A 16171-nucleotide genomic window follows, 5' to 3' on the forward strand; every position below is an offset into this window, starting at 1 on the left:
AAATCAATGGAAAATACAACCATTATTAAAAAACTGGAAAACATTGAGACGATGTTGCAACAACAAACTCTTCTGCATAAAGATGTGCTTAGCCTAAATGAATCATGTGCATACTTAGAAATAAGTCCGTCTCATATGTACAAATTAACAAGCCAAAAGCGAATTCCTCATTTCTGTCCACAAGGTAAAAAACTCTATTTCAAACGAGAAGAATTAGATCTATGGCTTCAAAGTAATCGTCAAGATAGTTGTGATGAAGTTGAAGCTAGGGCTGCAAATTATTTACTAAAACACAAAAGAGTATAGTAACAATGAAAAATTTAAAACCAAAGCCCATCGATTCAATAGTTAATCAAGGGCAAGCCAATGAAGTGGTAAATAAGAAAATGTACGTGGGATTGTACCGAGATTTCGTAAAACGTATTCAAAACATTCCTTTAAATGAAATCTTTGAAGAAATCAAAACAGGAATTTATAAAGATGATGTAGAATGCCTCAGGGGTTTCAAACAAATGGGTAACGATGTTTTAGCAAACAGTTTAAAAAATAAATTGTTTGGATTTACGACTTCAGGTACTTTTGAGGTACCTAGGTCTAAGGACACTATTGAAACATATTCTCAAGTAATATGCTTGGATTTTGACAATGTACTAGAAACAGAGTTAGAAGAGCTGAAGCGATCTGTAAATAGTTGCCCATATACTCTAGCTTCGTTTATTAGCCCAAGCGGGCAAGGATTGAAAGTGTTTTCACTAGTTGATTCAAATGCTGATGCTCACACCGATGTGTACATCCAAGTTGCAAATTTTTATAAAGACCTAACGGGAATTGAATATGACTCAAAATGTAAAGACATCACACGTTTGTGCTTTGTATCATATGATCCTGAATTGTTCTATAATGAAAATTCTGAAGTGTTTGGTTTCGAGAAAAAAACTCAGCCTGCAATTTCAGGCGTGAGGCATGAAAACTTCAATAAAAGTCCAACATTCGAAATATTAGATGAATGTTTAAAATTCACTGAGAAAAAAGAACGGTATTACAAGGGGAACAGGAATAACTTCATTTGTCTTTTTGCCAACAATGCTAATCGTTGGGGTATTTTTGAAACTGACACATTGAACTTCTGCACTACTAATTTTGATTTGGAAGAAAAGGAAATTAGAGCAACAGTTGGAAGCGTTTACAAAAGCAACATTGCTGATTTTGCAAGCTTTGCAAAGGTTACAAAGTTGCAAAGTTTAGAATCAAATAATGATAATGAAGAACCCGCTGATGATTTAATAAAATCAACGCCATGTATTCCTAATTCTGTTTATGAAAGTTTACCTCCAACACTATTGGAATGTTGTAAAGTGTTTTCTGATCCTAGAGAAAGAGATGTTTTTTTAACAGGAGCGTTGGCAATTCTTTCAGGATGCTTACCCAATGTTTGTGGGGAGTATAGTGGTAGCTTGGTATACCCAAATTTGTTCTCATTTATTTTAGCACCAGCCGCATCAGGTAAAGGAGCTTTAAAATTCGCAAAGGTCTTGGCTAATAAATACCACGCTAAAACATTGGCTAAAAGTGTTCAGGATAAAAAAGATTACGATGTTAAAATGGCAGCAAGTAAAAAGGGTCCTAAAAAAATTAATCCAACCTTTATCGGTGGTTTGCCAAAAGAGCCGAAGTTTAAAGTGGTGTTCATCCCTGCAAATACGAGTAATGCAAAAGTGATTCAGCATTTAGAACACAATGGAGGGAAAGGTATCATTTGCGAAACAGAAGCTGACACATTAGGACAAACTTTAAAAAATGAATGGGGGTCATACTCTGACATGTTGAGAAAGGCATTTCATCACGAAACAATTTCAATTAGTAGAAAAACAGATTCAGAATTTGTTGAAGTAAATGAACCACAATTGTCAGTTGCATTATCAGGAACACCAAAACAAGTGTTTGGGATTATTAACTCAGCAGAAGATGGATTGTTCAGTAGATTCATTTTCTATGTTTTTAAAACCGATTCTATTTGGTTAGATCCATCTCCGAAGGGGAATCCAATTAATTTAACAACGTTTTTCGATAAGCAATCCCAACGAATTTTAGAAATGGTAGAGTTCTTTGAAGATGAAGAAATGACTTTGCATTTAAAAGACGATCAATGGGAAGAACTTAACGTTGAATTTAAGACGTTTTTAGAGCAAGTAAACACTTTTGTTGGTGAAGATGCTTTAAGTGTGGTAAAGCGATTAGGATTGATTTTATACCGTTTCTGCATGGTATTCTCAGCCATTAGAAAATTTGAAAACAAAAGCCGTTACAAAGAAATTGAATGTATTGATGTTGATTTCAAAACAGCATTAGCCCTGACTAAAGTTTATCTAGAACACAGTATAATGATGTTTAACAATTTACCTAAACAAGGGGAGCAAGGAGTTTTTAAATCGAGTAAGAATAAACAAATGTTTTTCGATGCTTTACCCGATAGTTTTCAGCGAAAAGAAGCAGTAACGATTGGGGAAATGTTTGAGATGAAACCACGTTCAGTTGATTCTTTCTTGCAATCTTGTGTTGGCAAGTATTTAGACCAACCCAAAGCAGGTTTTTATAAAAAGATGTAATTATTTAAAGCAACCTGTTCCTAAAAAGAGCAGGTTGTTTTTTTAAATGTGTAAAATCAAAGGAGCATCCACACCCAACCCTAAATGCCTCTTCTGAACCCAAAACTAAATTTAGCATCCAATATAAATAGATATAGCTATTAGTTGGTGTTTTGGAATTTCACAAAAAAAATTATTTTCTAAAATTTTTAACTGGCTAAGTTATTTTGTTGTGTAAACAAGGGAGAAGGTACCTCCCAGTCAAGACCCCCTATAACTAATTTCATACCGATAGTGCCCCGCCTGAAGATGTTAGACATGAAGTTGTGCTTGTTAATTCGAAAAAGTTTTATGATGCTTTTAAGTAGAGTTGATTTATACTACGTTCAAGAATAATTAGAACACAATAGTCCATAAACCACCCAGATTTATACACGCATAACTGCCAAAAGTATTCAACAAATAAAGAGTCCGTTTGATGATTTGTAAAGAATTATTTATATATTTGAGTTGAAATAAAGTATGACGTTTGTCATACATATCTACCCAAATTCAGGTGGCTTTGTATGATAATATCATACATATATACAAGTTATCGGCTATTCTAACAGCGACCGTACAAACTTCAACAGAAGTACAACAAATAGAAAATAATTTGTAACTTTGACCGTTTTTAAAAGAGAATGACAAAAAAGTTTCACATATTACTCATCATCTTGACACTTGGTTTCTTTGCGACGTCAACGCTGACTTATGCTTGTGGAACAAAATCAACAAAAACAGAAAAATCTTGTTGCAAAAAATCAGAAACCGAAAAAAATAGCAAAAAAGACTGTTGCAAAAATCATAAGTCTAAAAGCGACAAAGACAAAAATAGTTGTAACGGAAAATGCAATAATTCAAATTGCAGTTGCCCAACAAATCATTGTGCTTTTGCATTACCATTTTGGACTGAAACAAAAGTAAAAACCTACTTTGCTGAAAGCAAAAAAATAAAAAATTACTACAACGAAAACTATCTTTCTGATGGTTTTAAATCCATTTGGACACCGCCTAATATAGGCTAATTTCTTACCTTGACACCAGAGGTCTGTCTAATCGAAAGCAAAAACATTGCTTTCAAAATCAATTATTTATCAAAGTTTAAATTTTCAAAAAATGAAATCAATAAAAATATTGATGGCAATATCTGTATTGCTATCGTTCACAGCGTGTAACGCTCAAATCAAAAACGCTAAAACCGAAAGCGTAAAAATATACGGTAATTGTGGTATGTGTGAAACAACCATTGAAAAAGCAGGAAATAAGAGTAAAGTTGTCAAAGTAGATTGGAATAAGGACACCAAAATGGCAACCATCACTTACGATGCAAAGCTAACCAATCCAGACGAAATCTTGAAACGCATAGCATTGAGTGGTTATGATAGCGAAAAATTTCTTGCCCCAAATGATGTGTATGCAAAATTGCCTGATTGTTGCCAGTACGAAAGAAAAGCACAAACAGTTGCAAAAGTTGAAACACCAAAAACGGAGGTGAAAGAAGACTATTCGACACATAACCATTCGGCTATGACAGAAACAAGGCAAGATGTTTCACAACTCAAAGCCGTTTTTGACAATTATTTTGCCGTAAAAGATGCCTTGGTAAAAACTGACGGAAATACTTCATCTACCAAAGCAAAGGAGTTGCTTACTGCAATCAATGCCGTAAAAATGGACAAATTAACCACCGAAGAACATACCGTTTGGATGAAAGTAATGAAAGATTTGGCTTTTGATGCTGAACACATTGCAGACACAAAAGATGCCTCACACCAAAGAGACCATTTTATGCCCCTTTCAGAAAATATGTACGCTTTAATCAAAGTTTCCAAAACCGAAACACCTACTTACTATCAATTTTGCCCAATGGCAAACGATGGAAAAGGTGCCAATTGGCTGAGCAAAGAGAATGCAGTTAAAAATCCATATTACGGCTCTCAAATGCTTACTTGTGGTAAAGTAGTTGAAACAATTAAGTAAAAATATAGGGTAGCCTTCGGCTACCCTATTAATAATTTTAACGATGAAATTCTTAAAATGGATAATCAAAAAAATATTTATAAAAAACTGTTGCCGATAGCAATATTGCTATTGACAACTACAAATACATTCGCCCAAAAAGTAGTACGTTATGACCTATATGTAAAAGATACTTTGGTAAATTTTGCAGGGAAAGAAAAACGAGCTATTGCGGTAAACGGACAAATTCCTATGCCAACTTTGACTTTTACCGAAGGCGACACAGCGGAAATTCACGTTCATAATTTGCTCAAAGAAGAAACTTCTTTGCATTGGCACGGTTTATTTTTACCCAACAAAGAAGATGGTGTTCCCAACCTTACGCAAATGCCAATTAAGCCAAACACTACCCATATTTATAAATTTCCAATTATACAAAATGGTACACATTGGTATCATTCACATTCAGGATTACAAGAGCAAATTGGAATGTATGGCAACTTTGTAATGCTTAAAAAAGCAGACGATAAAACATTTAGAAATGGAATTGATGATTTACCGACCTTACCAATAGTTTTAAGCGAATGGACAAACGTAAAACCTGAAAACATTCACAGAATGTTGCACAATGCCAACGATTACCCTGCGTTGAAAAAAAATTCCGTTCAGAGTTATGGCGAAGCCATCAAAGCAGGACATTTTAAAACCAAACTCAAAAACGAATGGAAAAGAATGTTGGCAATGGATGTAAGTGATGTGTATTATGAAAAAATATTGATGAACGGTAAACCCAATTCTGACTTAAAAAGCATTGACGGCAAGGAATTAAAAGCAGGCGATAAAGTTCGTTTAAGAATTTCAAATGGTGGTGCATCTTCCTATTTTTGGCTTACGTATGCAGGTGGGAAAATTACCGTAGTTGCCAATGATGGCAACGATGTAGAACCTGTGGAAGTGGATAGGTTAATTATTGCCGTTTCTGAAACTTACGATATTGTTGTAACTATTCCAGCCGAAAATACGGCTTTTGAGTTTTTGGCAACTACCGAAGACCGAACCAATTCAGCATCAATGTATATTGGTAATGGCATTAAGCAATTACAATCGCCCCAACCAAGATTGAAGTATTTTGAAGGTATGAAAATGATGAACGATATGATGAAAATGAATGGCGACCTTGACGATATGGGAATGAATATGAGCCTAAACCAAATGGATATGAATGTGGTAATGTATCCAGAAATTACAGGCGACAGCAAACCCAAACAAAGCGAAAACGACCCAAATCGCTACAATGCCAATGCTTTGGCAGATATTGTTACGCTGAATTATGCAATGCTGAAATCGCCAAATAATACTTCTTTGCCACAAAATGCACCTGTAAAAGAATTAAAGTTTGAACTCACAGGAAATATGAACCGCTATGTTTGGAGTTTAGATAATAAAGTAGTTTCAGAAACCGATAAAATCCTTATCAAAAAAGGCGAAAATGTTAGAATTGTGCTTTACAATGGCTCAATGATGCGACATCCAATGCACTTGCACGGACACGACTTTCGTTTGCTAAACGGACAAGGCGAAAATGCACCACTAAAAAACATTGTGGACATTATGCCAATGGAAACCGACACTTTGGAATTTAACGCCAATGTTGAAGGCGATTGGTTTTTTCATTGTCATATTTTGTACCATATGATGAGCGGAATGGGTAGAGTTTTTAGTTATGAAAATCAAGCACCAAATCCATTAATTCCAAATCCAAAATTGGCACAAAGAAAATTATTTGCAGATGATAGAGCATTTCATTTTATGGCTGAAAACGATTTTGCCACCAATGGAAACGATGGAATGGCAATGGTTCAAGGCACACGTTGGAGCATTGGGACAGAATGGCGTTTGGGATACAACGACCATCACGGCTACGAAACTGAAACGCATATTGGACGATACATTGGAAAAATGCAATGGCTAATGCCGTTTATCGGTTTTGATTGGCGTTACAGAAAATTAGAAACCGATGCAATGGGAAATGTACACGGAGAAAAAAACCTTTTTGGACAAATCAACACCAAAGACAACAGACGCCAGTTTAGTTTAGGAGTTGCCTATACTTTGCCAATGCTTGTAGTTTTACAGACCGAAATTTACCACGATGGGAATTTAAGAGTACAACTAATGAGAGAAGATATTCCAATTTCAAAAAGAGTTAGAGCATCATTTATGGTAAATACCGACAAAGAATATATGGCAGGTTTGCGTTACATTGTAAACAAAAACATAGGATTAACAACACATTACGACAGCGATATGGGACTTGGTTTCGGAGTATTTTTAAACTACTAAACCAACAAAAAAACGGACACGGACGAAAGAAGAACAGCCGATAACAAGGGTTTTGCAAAATTGGGGCAGAAGTGCTAAATTTAAGCATTGGTAATTCTAATGAACATTTGTGCTAAATTGAACATTTGTGCCTTGAATGCCCCAACTTCGCAAAGCCCCAAACCGTTAGCAGTGATTACACCACAAAACTAAATTTAATGAGCCAACCAAAATATATTCAGGACGAAAATGTTTTTTTAATTATTGCTTTAGCACTAATATGCGTTGCAATAATTTGGTGGACTTATTCAAGCGATAAAAAACGAGATATAGAACTTGAAAAGAAAAATGAAACCGTAGATAGCTACACAAAATCATTTTCGTGGCGCCTTTATATATTTTTTGGAACAATGTTGCTGATTATGATTTGGGAATTAGTAAAAAGATTTATAAATTTTTGTTCATAAATGTGCATGTAACCATTGCTAAAAGCGGGTTCACGAAATGGCTTAATTTACAATAAAGAACATTTTTGCATTTATCTTATTTGTTTTTCAGTTCATAACAAATACTGGCAATCAAGCGGTCTCTCTCCAATCGTTTGCTTTGTTACGTTGGGCTTTTCCAGTCGCTTTAACAAGCTCCGTTCCAAATACCACTTGAAACCAAAACTAAGAGCCTCTATGAAAAATAGAAGCTCTTTTTTGCTTTCTGCGCTCCCAATCTTCACACGCGCACTCATTGCGTTCCTAAGAGCTCCCAATCCAACATACAGCTTCATTTCGCTTCTCTGCATTCAGCAATATTGTTGTCTTTCGCTCTATGATAATTTGGTGGTTGCGCTTTCTCTCAGCTATCAAGGTTAGCTCACTTCGTTTGCTTCAAATCAAGGAACGCTTTGCTGTGGGTAATATTTTCCTTGCCGTTACACGCTACTATCCCTACATTCCATTTCGCTAAAGCTACATTTCATTCTCGGTCTAGTGTAGCTTGTTCGATTGCCACAACACCAACCGTCGCTCCTCAAAATTTATTTCGTTGCTCTACATAAATTTCTGCGGTGCTCAGGGGTGTTATTCTCGTTTAGTAGTAATTAAGACATCAAGATAAAAGTACAGCAAATGTAGAGTGCATTCTTCACTATCAGTCGGAATACTTCCTCCATTCTCGTTCATCATTACCTCAATGGAGGTTGCTTTCTTTTTTCTTTTTTTCTTTTAAAAAGATAACTAAATTTGCTATTAATACATGTATTCAATGAATAATAACAAATTATGTTAGATAACAACATTAATTGCTTATTCTTGCTATGATGTTGTTTATTTTTGTGAATAATTGTTGGCTATTTGTTGCCCAATACTTGTTAAGTACTATAAAATAAGACAACTTCAAATATTGTATCGGAAAATAAAAACCCTATTTTTGAATATAAATTCACTCATGAAAAAATATTTTTTACATAACGGAACCGAAAGCTCTGGACCATTTAGTTTTGACGAATTGAGAGCCATGAATATCACCAAAACCACACCAGTTTGGTTTGAAGGAATGGAAAAATGGAAATATGCAAAAGATGTTGAAGAACTGTATGAATTAGTTGCCGTGACTCCACCTCCTTTTCAAGTAGAAGAAAAAAGTATTCCTCAACCAACTCAAACGACTCAAACGACTTCAAATGCGACTTATTTGGGTTTGTCTAAAAATACATTTATTACGGTTATTGTCGTAATTGTGGTTGCTTCTACAATTGCTATCAATATTATTCAAAATAATCGAAGTGAAGAAATAGAAGCAAAAAACAAAAAAACAGAGATTGAAAACAGACAGTTTTTGTTACAGCAAAAAGAAATAGAAGAACAAAAGAAATTAATCGAAGAACAACAATTAGCAGAAGAAGAACGAAATGCTAGAGATAAAAAACAAGCTGCGATAGATCGTATTTCAGAAATTGAAAGCGAAATGGCCGAAATTAAAGATAATTTAGATACTGCTAAAGAAAAATTGGCAAAAGCTTCTAATTTCAAGGTATTACGAACATCCAATGAAAAATCAGAAGAGATAAAAAAGATACAATTGGAAATTGAATCGTTTGAAAAAGAATTAGAAGATTTAGAAGCCGAACAAAACCGATTGAATCTTGAATTAGAAAAGATTGACTAATCTAATTATCAAAATAATCTCCATCCACATAGAACCATGCGCCATTTTCAAATACAAAACGGGAATGTTCATGATGAATCTGTGATTGTTTCTTTGAGTTTAAATAATAGGCTTTAAAAGTTACAGTAGTTGGTTTAACAGCAAGTATTTCAAGTCGTTGCCAATCATTGGTTTTCGCCCAATTTAAAATTTCTTCTTTCGAATAATTATCTCTTTGAGAAGAATGAGTTGTCGCAATTAAATAGTCTACATTATGAATTGTGTAGGCCGAATAACGGGAACGCATCAAAGCTACGGCAGTCATCGCAGCTTGCGTTCCTTCAATAATGGGCTGACAACATTGATTAAATAAAACTCCCGAATCACAATAACAATTATCCATTAGTATTAATTAAGTTCGTTAATTTTTTGATGCAATTGATTCAATAACACTTGGTAGCGACTTATTTCAATCAAATCAGCATCATCGTCAGAAAAATCAAGAAAATCATCCAGTTGTTGGCTAATTTCTACCAATTTATTATTGGCCTCTTTACCGTTTTTGGCGGCAATTAAATCAATTATTTTTTGCACTTCTTGTTGCAATAAATTAAAATCGTTCTGTTCCATATCTTAATTAGTTGTTTCGTCTTGCTTGTTAGCGTTAAATTGCTTGGTAATTTGCTTTAGCTTTTCTTTACGAGCCATAGCTGCTTTTTTGGCTTTGTCTTGCTCCTTGTGCAATTTGTCGTTATGCTTTTTGATATTCCTTTCGTTATTTCTACCCATGCTTATGTTACAGTTGTTCTCGTTTTATTTCTTCCAACGACTTGTCCGTATAGATAAGTCCGTTAATAATCTTCATCCTTAAATCGTCTATATCATCATACTCAAAATACTTTGCCCAAGAAGTTAGTTCGAATAAATTCCGAACTTGTTTGATTCTTTTAGCCGTTTCAAAACTGGTTCGAAGCACTGCTTTTTGATCGTAAGTAGGATTGTTTTTGTGTTGGTAATTTACCGTTTTCTTTTCGAAATTAGCTTGTAGATAATACAACTTATCTGTAGCATTATCTGGATAAAAACTAGTCCAAAGCGCAAAACCTAATTTGTATTTTGTGGGCGACTCCGGTTCCATTGGCTCTAATCGCCACTTACTATTAGCGAGTCTCCCCCAGTGGTTTGACAATCGGTACATTCCTTGCTTGGTATAATAATACCAACTTCCCGCCTTACTTTCATACTGAACGGACAATCCTTCAATAGCAGTAAGTGGTAATTCGTCAAAAACACAAAAGGTGTTTTTAAACGCATTAGGACTTGGACGGAATTGTTTTGTCATACTGCAAAAGTAAGTAGAATCTGCTTTTCAGCCTAAACAAACAATAATTGATTAAGTTTGCAGTCTAAAAATTACTAAATTTAAGATTATGTCTAAATCTTCTCATGATAAAATGCTTCAAAAAGGAGTTTTTACAGGAATAATGGAACAGGATGAAAATGGCAACTACTTTTGTGGCGAATACCTTTTGGACTATAAATTAGCTAATTCTAATCATGCAATTGGTGATTGGATCACTATTAAATCAGTTATCGAAAATCCGAGTGACATCAGCTACAACAAATATCCGAAGAAATCGAAAAACTTTGATAAAGCCAATTACAAAGAGGAATAGCTTTCGCTAAACCCCTCTTCTATGTAAGAATATTTATTGGTCCAAACCGAAAACTTAAAAAAAAGTGTACCTTTGCAAAAAATTTGTCGATTTTGGATCTAATTTCCATTACAAACAAACTAAACGACAAATAGTTATCTTTATTTATGAAAAAAATAGTTGAATACCGCAAGTTATTAAATGTTGACAAAAATGTCGATTTAAAAGATTTAAAAACCATTTATCGCAATGCGATGAAAGATGCACATCCTGATAAATTTCAAGGTGATGAAGCTGGTTTAAAAGCGGCTGAAGAAAATAGTAAGTTAATCATTGAGGCGTACCACTTTTTAGTAAGTATTAATCCTGAAACGATTAAACAAAATATGCCAGAATACACTGAGACTATTACAACATCAACCATTACTGATTATAAATTTGTGAATGGTAGATTAATCATCAACTTTTCTAACGGTAGTGTATACGAATACATTAGTGTTCCTAAAGCGACTTACGTAAAAATGGTCAATGCTGATTCTCCGGGACGTTTTGCTAAAAGACATATCCTAAATAATTTTACTTGGAGAAAAACCATTAACCAAGATTAATATAACGTTTTAAAAAAGCACACTTAATAGTGTGCTTTTTTTATTCTAATTATTTGAAAATTAAGAAAATACACTCTTATATCCTCAAATTAAAACCCAAAAACTAAGTATAACAAAAATTTAGGTGTAAAAAGTGGTTATAATTTATAATTTTAAATACTTTTGCCACTTAAATCATTTAACAAAATCAAAATGAAAAAAATAATTTTATTACTTTCTGCAGCTTTAGTAATTGTTGCTTGTAGCAAAGTTGGAAAAGGAGAATACATGATTTCTGGTACTGCAAAGGGAATTGAAAACGGAAAAACGATTATCCTTGAAACACAAGACGAAACAGGAATGCTTATTGCTAAAGATACTGTGAAGGTAGAAAATGGTAAATTTGAAATGAAAGGTAAAATTACTGAACCTGCATTTTATACCATTAAAGTGGAAGGTGCTCAAGCTCCTATTCCTTTTATCTTAGAAGAAGGTGAAGAAGTTACTATTGAATTGAACAAAGATAGTATCCAAAAATCAAAAGTTTCAGGAACTTACAATAATGATGAGTATGTGAAATTTACTGAAGAGCTTACTAAAATTCAAAAGAAATTAGTTGATTTTCAAACTAAAAACACACCAGCTATGCAAGCGGCTCAGCAGTCTAAAGATACTGTTGCAATCAACAAATTAATGCAAGAATTTGGAAAAATTCAAGAAGAGGTTGGAGTTACAACTAAAGCTAAATATTTGGCTTATGCTGAAAGTCATCCAAAATCATTCATTTCAGTTCTTATTTTACAAGGAATGTTAAATGATCCAAGTACTGACATTAAAAAGGCAGAAGCCATGTTCAATGAGTTTGAAGAAAAATTGCAAAACTCAAAACCTGGTAAAGCAGTAAAAGAAGCTTTAGCAAGACTAAAAGGAGGACCTACTGCGGCACCTTCTATGGGTGGTGCTAAATGAAGAGCGGATTTTTCTGCACCTAATCCTGCAGGAAAAGTTATTTCTTTAAAAGAAAGTTTAGGTAAAATTACTATTGTCGATTTCTGGGCGTCTTGGTGCGGTCCTTGTCGAAAAGAAAATCCTAACATGGTAGCTTTGTATAAAGAGTTTCATGGCAAAGGTTTAAATATCGTTGGAGTTTCCTTAGACAAAGAGGCGAAAGCTTGGAAAGAAGCAATTGCAAAAGACCAATTGAACTGGATTCATGTATCGAATTTAAAGTTTTGGGATGAACCGATAGCTAAACAATATAATGTGGAATCGATTCCAGCTACCTTCATTTTAGACGCTACAGGTAAAGTAGTTGCAAAAGACCTTAGAGGAGTAGAATTGCGCAATAAAATTGCCGAACTTTTGTCTAAATAAAGGTTAGCATCAATCAAATATAAAGAATCTCCTTAACGGGAGATTTTTTTTATTTAATTCACTTCCAATATGTTAAAAATAATGCTGAAATTAAGTGTTATTTTAATTTGGAAACATCAAAACAGTTTATATATTTGCAACCGCTTAGACAAATACATACGGCCAAGTCTAGGAAATGGGGAGATACTCAAGCGGCCAACGAGGGCAGACTGTAAATCTGCTGTGAAAACTTCGCAGGTTCGAATCCTGCTCTCCCCACAAAAAAAGTCCCAGTGTAAATTGGGACTTTTTATTTGATTATAATACTACTTATTACAACTTCCCTAAACGCTGCAATATAAATAGCACAATGATTGGAATCGTTAACAAAATGACCATTAAAGTATGGTCCACTAGTAATTGTGGTTGTTCAATCAATGTAATGACATAACCACCAACTGCACCTCCAAAGTGAGCAGAATGTCCAATGTTATCATTTTGAGATTTCATTCCGTAAATAGAATACAGTAAGTACAAAATTCCGAATAAGTAAGCTGGTATAGGAATTATAAAGAAAAGCCCCAACATCATGTCGGGTTGCAATAGAATAGCAGAATATAAGACGCCAGTAACTGCGCCAGATGCTCCGACAGCGCGATAATTATAATCGTTTTTTTTGAAAATATAAGTCAATAAGTTTCCGAAAATCAAACTACCCATATAAATCAGTATAAAAGTCCAATTGCCCATATAGGCTAAAACTAAAGGCGCAAAAAACCAAAGCGTCAACATATTTAATAATAGGTGCGTCATATCGACATGGAAAAAACCTGAAGAAATCATCCTAATTTGCTCTCCTTTTTGAATGCTTCCTAAATGAAACTCAAACTTTCTAAAAAAACTGGTATCGTTAAACCCTTTGTAGCTAATCAAAACTGTAACAGCGATGACTATAATTAAAATCACGTTCATAAATTATCGTTTATCGTATGGGTAAAGATAGTCATTCAGTTAAAATGAAGTTGTTACTGTTTTAGTTAAAATTTTCATTTTTTTTGAATTATATTTGTCAAAAATAATCGCATGCAATTCCTGATTTATATTTTAAGTTTTCCTTTACTTTGGATCATCTCCATACTTCCTTTTCGAGTGTTTTATTGGTTATCAGACTTCGTTTACTTCATCGTTTATTATATTACAGGCTATCGTAAAAAAATTGTTCGCTATAATTTATCCATTGCATTACCTTCATTTCCAATAGAAAAACGATTGCAAATTGAAAAAAAATTCTATCGCCATATGTGCGATATGTTTTTAGAAATGATTAAAACCATGTCCATTTCATCCGAGGAAATGAATAACCGATTTGTTATTACCAATATTGAATTACTCAAAGAATATGAAAACAAAGGCAAAAGTGTTATCCTATTAGCTTCGCATTATGCCAGCTGGGAATGGCTTTTATCCATTAATGAAAGTACAACGTTTAAATGTTATGGCGTCTATAAAAAAGTAAACAACAAATACTTTGATGCTAAAGTTAGAGCCATTCGATCCAAATTCAAATCGGAATTAGTTACCACCGATAAAACCATTGCATTGATCAACGAAAATGAAAACAATGGAATAATGAGTCTTTACGGCTTGGCTAGTGATCAATCTCCACAAGTTCATAAAACGTTTCATTGGCAAAAATTCATGGGAATAGAAGTTCCAGTTCATACTGGGGCTGAAATGTTAGCTAAAAAATACGATTTGGACGTGCTTTTCGCCCAAGTAAGAAAGGTAAAACGAGGCTACTATGAAGCCACTTTTGTTCCAATCAGTGATTCGCCGAAATCAATCCCAAATTACGAAATTACAGACGCCTACTTGAAAGAAGTAGAGCAGCAAATCTTAGAAGCACCAGAGTATTATTTTTGGACACACAAAAGATGGAAACATCGTAAATCATAAAAAAATCCCCTTTCTTTTCAGAAAGGGGATTTTAATTTTAAATCAGTTTGAAATTAGATTCCTGCAATCATTTTGATCTCATCAATAATGCGCAATGCCAAAACATCTGCTTCTTTTTGCGAAGGAGCCTCAGTATAGATTCTAATAATCGGTTCTGTATTTGATTTTCTTAAATGCACCCATTCTGATGCAAAATCAATTTTTACGCCATCAATCGTCGTTATATCTTCGTTTTTGTATTTCTCAGTCATCGCTACCAAAATCGCATCCACTTCAATTTGAGGAGTCAATTCGATTTTATTTTTGCTCATATAATATTCTGGATATGAAGCGCGTAAAGCAGAAACCGTCATTTTTTTGTTGGCCAAATGAGTTAAAAACAAAGCTACTCCCACCAAGCTATCACGACCATAGTGCAATTCAGGATAAATAATTCCGCCGTTTCCTTCACCACCAATAATGGCATTGTTCTTCTTCATTAACTCAACCACATTTACTTCACCCACAGCACTAGCTTCGTAACTTCCATTATGTGAATTGGTCACATCACGTAATGCACGAGACGAAGACATATTAGAAACCGTATTTCCAGGAGTTTTACTCAACACATAATCGGCACAAGCTACAAGAGTATATTCTTCCCCAAACATTTCGCCATCTTCAGAAATGAAAGCCAAACGATCTACATCTGGATCTACAACAATTCCAAGATGGGCTTTTTCTTTGACAACTAATTCTGAAATATCCGTCAAATGCTCTTTCAGTGGTTCAGGATTGTGAGGGAAATGTCCGTTAGGTTCGCAGTATAATTTCACTACTTCCACACCCATTAATTCCAATAATTTCGGAATAATTATTCCGCCAGACGAATTCACACCATCAACTACAACTTTGAATTGAGCCGCTTTTACAGCAGCGACGTCCACTAAAGGCAAATTCAACACTTCATCAATATGAATGTCCATATAGGCATCATTTTCTAAAATAGTTCCTAACGAATCCACATCTGAAAAATCAAAAGCTTCTGCTTCAGCAATTTCTAAAATTTTCTCCCCTTCTACTCCATTCAAAAACTCTCCTTTTTCGTTTAGTAACTTCAAGGCGTTCCATTGCTTTGGATTATGAGAAGCCGTTAAGATAATTCCACCGTCAGCTTTTTCTAAAGGCACGGCTACTTCTACTGTTGGTGTAGTAGACAATCCCAAATCAATTACATCAATTCCTAGTCCAACTAAAGTGTTTACAACTAAATTGTGAATCATCGGCCCTGAAATTCTAGCATCACGTCCAATTACCACTGATAGTTTTTCCTTGCCCGAATAGTTTTTTAACCAAGTTCCGTATGCCGAAGCAAATTTGACTGCATCAACTGGCGTCAAATTATCGCCCACTTTGCCACCTATTGTTCCTCGAATTCCTGAGATTGATTTTATTAAAGTCATGTATATCTGAATTAAATTTTTATTTGAAATACAAATATAAAAGTTCGCGATAAGCTAAACCATATAATTACTACCTTTTTTCTTAAAAATGAAATTCTTTTATGAACTGATCTTTGTATATTTGAAAAGTA

Annotated in this window: 17 protein-coding genes, 1 tRNA gene and 1 pseudogene; 13 read left to right on the top strand and 6 right to left on the bottom strand. The window is 34.2% G+C overall.

The window, feature by feature from the left end:
• Positions 1 to 6: 6 nt before the first annotated feature.
• From LPC23_RS08890 to LPC23_RS08920, 7 genes are all read left to right on the top strand, one after another.
• Positions 7 to 306 carry a helix-turn-helix domain-containing protein gene (locus LPC23_RS08890; protein ID WP_229329646.1) on the top strand — a complete coding sequence of 100 codons (300 nt, stop codon included), beginning with the start codon at positions 7 to 9 and terminating at the stop codon, positions 304 to 306.
• A gap of 5 nt (positions 307 to 311) precedes the next feature.
• Complete coding sequence (locus tag LPC23_RS08895) at positions 312 to 2606, top strand: DUF3987 domain-containing protein (protein ID WP_229329647.1); 2295 nt, start codon at positions 312 to 314, stop codon at positions 2604 to 2606.
• A 732-nt stretch (positions 2607 to 3338) separates the two neighbouring features.
• Positions 3339 to 3551, top strand: coding sequence for a hypothetical protein (locus tag LPC23_RS08900; RefSeq protein WP_229329648.1), 213 nt, complete (start codon positions 3339 to 3341; stop codon positions 3549 to 3551).
• 192 nt (positions 3552 to 3743) lie between these two features.
• Complete coding sequence (locus LPC23_RS08905; protein ID WP_229329649.1) at positions 3744 to 4607, top strand: DUF3347 domain-containing protein; 864 nt, start codon at positions 3744 to 3746, stop codon at positions 4605 to 4607.
• 57 nt (positions 4608 to 4664) lie between these two features.
• Positions 4665 to 6929 (top strand): multicopper oxidase domain-containing protein, encoded by a 2265-nt coding sequence (locus LPC23_RS08910; RefSeq protein WP_229329650.1) that lies wholly within the window; start codon positions 4665 to 4667, stop codon positions 6927 to 6929.
• 197 nt (positions 6930 to 7126) lie between these two features.
• Positions 7127 to 7375, top strand: coding sequence for a hypothetical protein (locus tag LPC23_RS08915; RefSeq protein ID WP_229329651.1), 249 nt, complete (start codon positions 7127 to 7129; stop codon positions 7373 to 7375).
• A 973-nt stretch (positions 7376 to 8348) separates the two neighbouring features.
• A complete protein-coding gene (locus LPC23_RS08920; RefSeq protein WP_229329652.1) occupies positions 8349 to 9068 on the top strand; it encodes a DUF4339 domain-containing protein in 720 nt (239 codons plus the stop codon).
• A 1-nt stretch (position 9069) separates the two neighbouring features.
• Here the strand turns inward: LPC23_RS08920 and LPC23_RS08925 are convergent, their stop codons facing one another.
• From LPC23_RS08925 to LPC23_RS08940, 4 genes are read right to left on the bottom strand one after another with little or no spacing between them, the layout of a single operon-like run.
• Positions 9070 to 9450 (bottom strand): YchJ family protein, encoded by a 381-nt coding sequence (locus tag LPC23_RS08925; protein ID WP_229329653.1) that lies wholly within the window; start codon positions 9448 to 9450, stop codon positions 9070 to 9072.
• 5 nt (positions 9451 to 9455) lie between these two features.
• The gene (locus LPC23_RS08930) at positions 9456 to 9677 is read right to left on the bottom strand and encodes a hypothetical protein (protein ID WP_229329654.1); all 222 of its coding nucleotides are present in this window, start codon (positions 9675 to 9677) and stop codon (positions 9456 to 9458) included.
• Positions 9678 to 9680: 3 nt separating this feature from the next.
• Positions 9681 to 9836 (bottom strand): hypothetical protein, encoded by a 156-nt coding sequence (locus tag LPC23_RS08935; protein ID WP_229324757.1) that lies wholly within the window; start codon positions 9834 to 9836, stop codon positions 9681 to 9683.
• A 7-nt stretch (positions 9837 to 9843) separates the two neighbouring features.
• The gene (locus LPC23_RS08940) at positions 9844 to 10389 is read right to left on the bottom strand and encodes a hypothetical protein (protein WP_229329656.1); all 546 of its coding nucleotides are present in this window, start codon (positions 10387 to 10389) and stop codon (positions 9844 to 9846) included.
• An 88-nt stretch (positions 10390 to 10477) separates the two neighbouring features.
• Between LPC23_RS08940 and LPC23_RS08945 the strand changes: the two genes are divergently transcribed.
• From LPC23_RS08945 to LPC23_RS08965, 5 genes and pseudogenes are all read left to right on the top strand, one after another.
• Positions 10478 to 10723, top strand: a complete 246-nt coding sequence (locus tag LPC23_RS08945) for a hypothetical protein (protein ID WP_229329658.1) — start codon at positions 10478 to 10480, stop codon at positions 10721 to 10723.
• Positions 10724 to 10869: 146 nt separating this feature from the next.
• Complete coding sequence (locus LPC23_RS08950; protein ID WP_229329660.1) at positions 10870 to 11310, top strand: KTSC domain-containing protein; 441 nt, start codon at positions 10870 to 10872, stop codon at positions 11308 to 11310.
• A gap of 192 nt (positions 11311 to 11502) precedes the next feature.
• Entirely contained in the window at positions 11503 to 12258 is a 756-nt protein-coding gene (locus LPC23_RS08955) for a DUF4369 domain-containing protein (RefSeq protein WP_229329662.1), read from the top strand.
• Positions 12259 to 12276: 18 nt separating this feature from the next.
• Positions 12277 to 12663 (top strand): annotated as a pseudogene (locus LPC23_RS08960) (peroxiredoxin family protein); the annotation flags it as partial.
• Between the two features lie 177 nt (positions 12664 to 12840).
• Positions 12841 to 12921: transfer RNA gene (locus LPC23_RS08965), tRNA-Tyr, on the top strand.
• Between the two features lie 54 nt (positions 12922 to 12975).
• On the opposite strand, the gene LPC23_RS08970 is transcribed toward LPC23_RS08965, so the two are convergent.
• A complete protein-coding gene (locus LPC23_RS08970) occupies positions 12976 to 13614 on the bottom strand; it encodes a rhomboid family intramembrane serine protease (protein WP_229329664.1) in 639 nt (212 codons plus the stop codon).
• 111 nt (positions 13615 to 13725) lie between these two features.
• On the opposite strand from LPC23_RS08970, the gene LPC23_RS08975 reads away from it, so the two are divergent.
• Positions 13726 to 14598: a lysophospholipid acyltransferase family protein gene (locus LPC23_RS08975; protein ID WP_229329666.1), complete on the top strand. Its 873-nt coding sequence runs from the start codon at positions 13726 to 13728 to the stop codon at positions 14596 to 14598.
• Between the two features lie 53 nt (positions 14599 to 14651).
• On the opposite strand, the gene glmM is transcribed toward LPC23_RS08975, so the two are convergent.
• Complete coding sequence (glmM, locus tag LPC23_RS08980; RefSeq protein ID WP_229329668.1) at positions 14652 to 16040, bottom strand: phosphoglucosamine mutase; 1389 nt, start codon at positions 16038 to 16040, stop codon at positions 14652 to 14654.
• Positions 16041 to 16171 lie beyond the last annotated feature (131 nt).

The organism is Flavobacterium ammonificans, assembly GCF_020885975.1.
Lineage (GTDB): Bacteria > Bacteroidota > Bacteroidia > Flavobacteriales > Flavobacteriaceae > Flavobacterium > Flavobacterium ammonificans.

Bases quoted from the DNA above. Each gene is read 5' to 3' on its own strand.
- LPC23_RS08890 (WP_229329646.1), top strand. From the start codon at position 7: ATGGAAAATACAACCATTATTAAAAAACTGGAAAACATTGAGACGATG.
- LPC23_RS08895 (WP_229329647.1), top strand. From the start codon at position 312: ATGAAAAATTTAAAACCAAAGCCCATCGATTCAATAGTTAATCAAGGG.
- LPC23_RS08900 (WP_229329648.1), top strand. From the start codon at position 3,339: ATGCTTGTGGAACAAAATCAACAAAAACAGAAAAATCTTGTTGCAAAA.
- LPC23_RS08905 (WP_229329649.1), top strand. From the start codon at position 3,744: ATGAAATCAATAAAAATATTGATGGCAATATCTGTATTGCTATCGTTC.
- LPC23_RS08910 (WP_229329650.1), top strand. From the start codon at position 4,665: ATGGATAATCAAAAAAATATTTATAAAAAACTGTTGCCGATAGCAATA.
- LPC23_RS08915 (WP_229329651.1), top strand. From the start codon at position 7,127: ATGAGCCAACCAAAATATATTCAGGACGAAAATGTTTTTTTAATTATT.
- LPC23_RS08920 (WP_229329652.1), top strand. From the start codon at position 8,349: ATGAAAAAATATTTTTTACATAACGGAACCGAAAGCTCTGGACCATTT.
- LPC23_RS08925 (WP_229329653.1), bottom strand. From the start codon at position 9,450: ATGGATAATTGTTATTGTGATTCGGGAGTTTTATTTAATCAATGTTGT.
- LPC23_RS08930 (WP_229329654.1), bottom strand. From the start codon at position 9,677: ATGGAACAGAACGATTTTAATTTATTGCAACAAGAAGTGCAAAAAATA.
- LPC23_RS08935 (WP_229324757.1), bottom strand. From the start codon at position 9,836: ATGGGTAGAAATAACGAAAGGAATATCAAAAAGCATAACGACAAATTG.
- LPC23_RS08940 (WP_229329656.1), bottom strand. From the start codon at position 10,389: ATGACAAAACAATTCCGTCCAAGTCCTAATGCGTTTAAAAACACCTTT.
- LPC23_RS08945 (WP_229329658.1), top strand. From the start codon at position 10,478: ATGTCTAAATCTTCTCATGATAAAATGCTTCAAAAAGGAGTTTTTACA.
- LPC23_RS08950 (WP_229329660.1), top strand. From the start codon at position 10,870: ATGAAAAAAATAGTTGAATACCGCAAGTTATTAAATGTTGACAAAAAT.
- LPC23_RS08955 (WP_229329662.1), top strand. From the start codon at position 11,503: ATGAAAAAAATAATTTTATTACTTTCTGCAGCTTTAGTAATTGTTGCT.
- LPC23_RS08970 (WP_229329664.1), bottom strand. From the start codon at position 13,614: ATGAACGTGATTTTAATTATAGTCATCGCTGTTACAGTTTTGATTAGC.
- LPC23_RS08975 (WP_229329666.1), top strand. From the start codon at position 13,726: ATGCAATTCCTGATTTATATTTTAAGTTTTCCTTTACTTTGGATCATC.
- glmM (WP_229329668.1), bottom strand. From the start codon at position 16,040: ATGACTTTAATAAAATCAATCTCAGGAATTCGAGGAACAATAGGTGGC.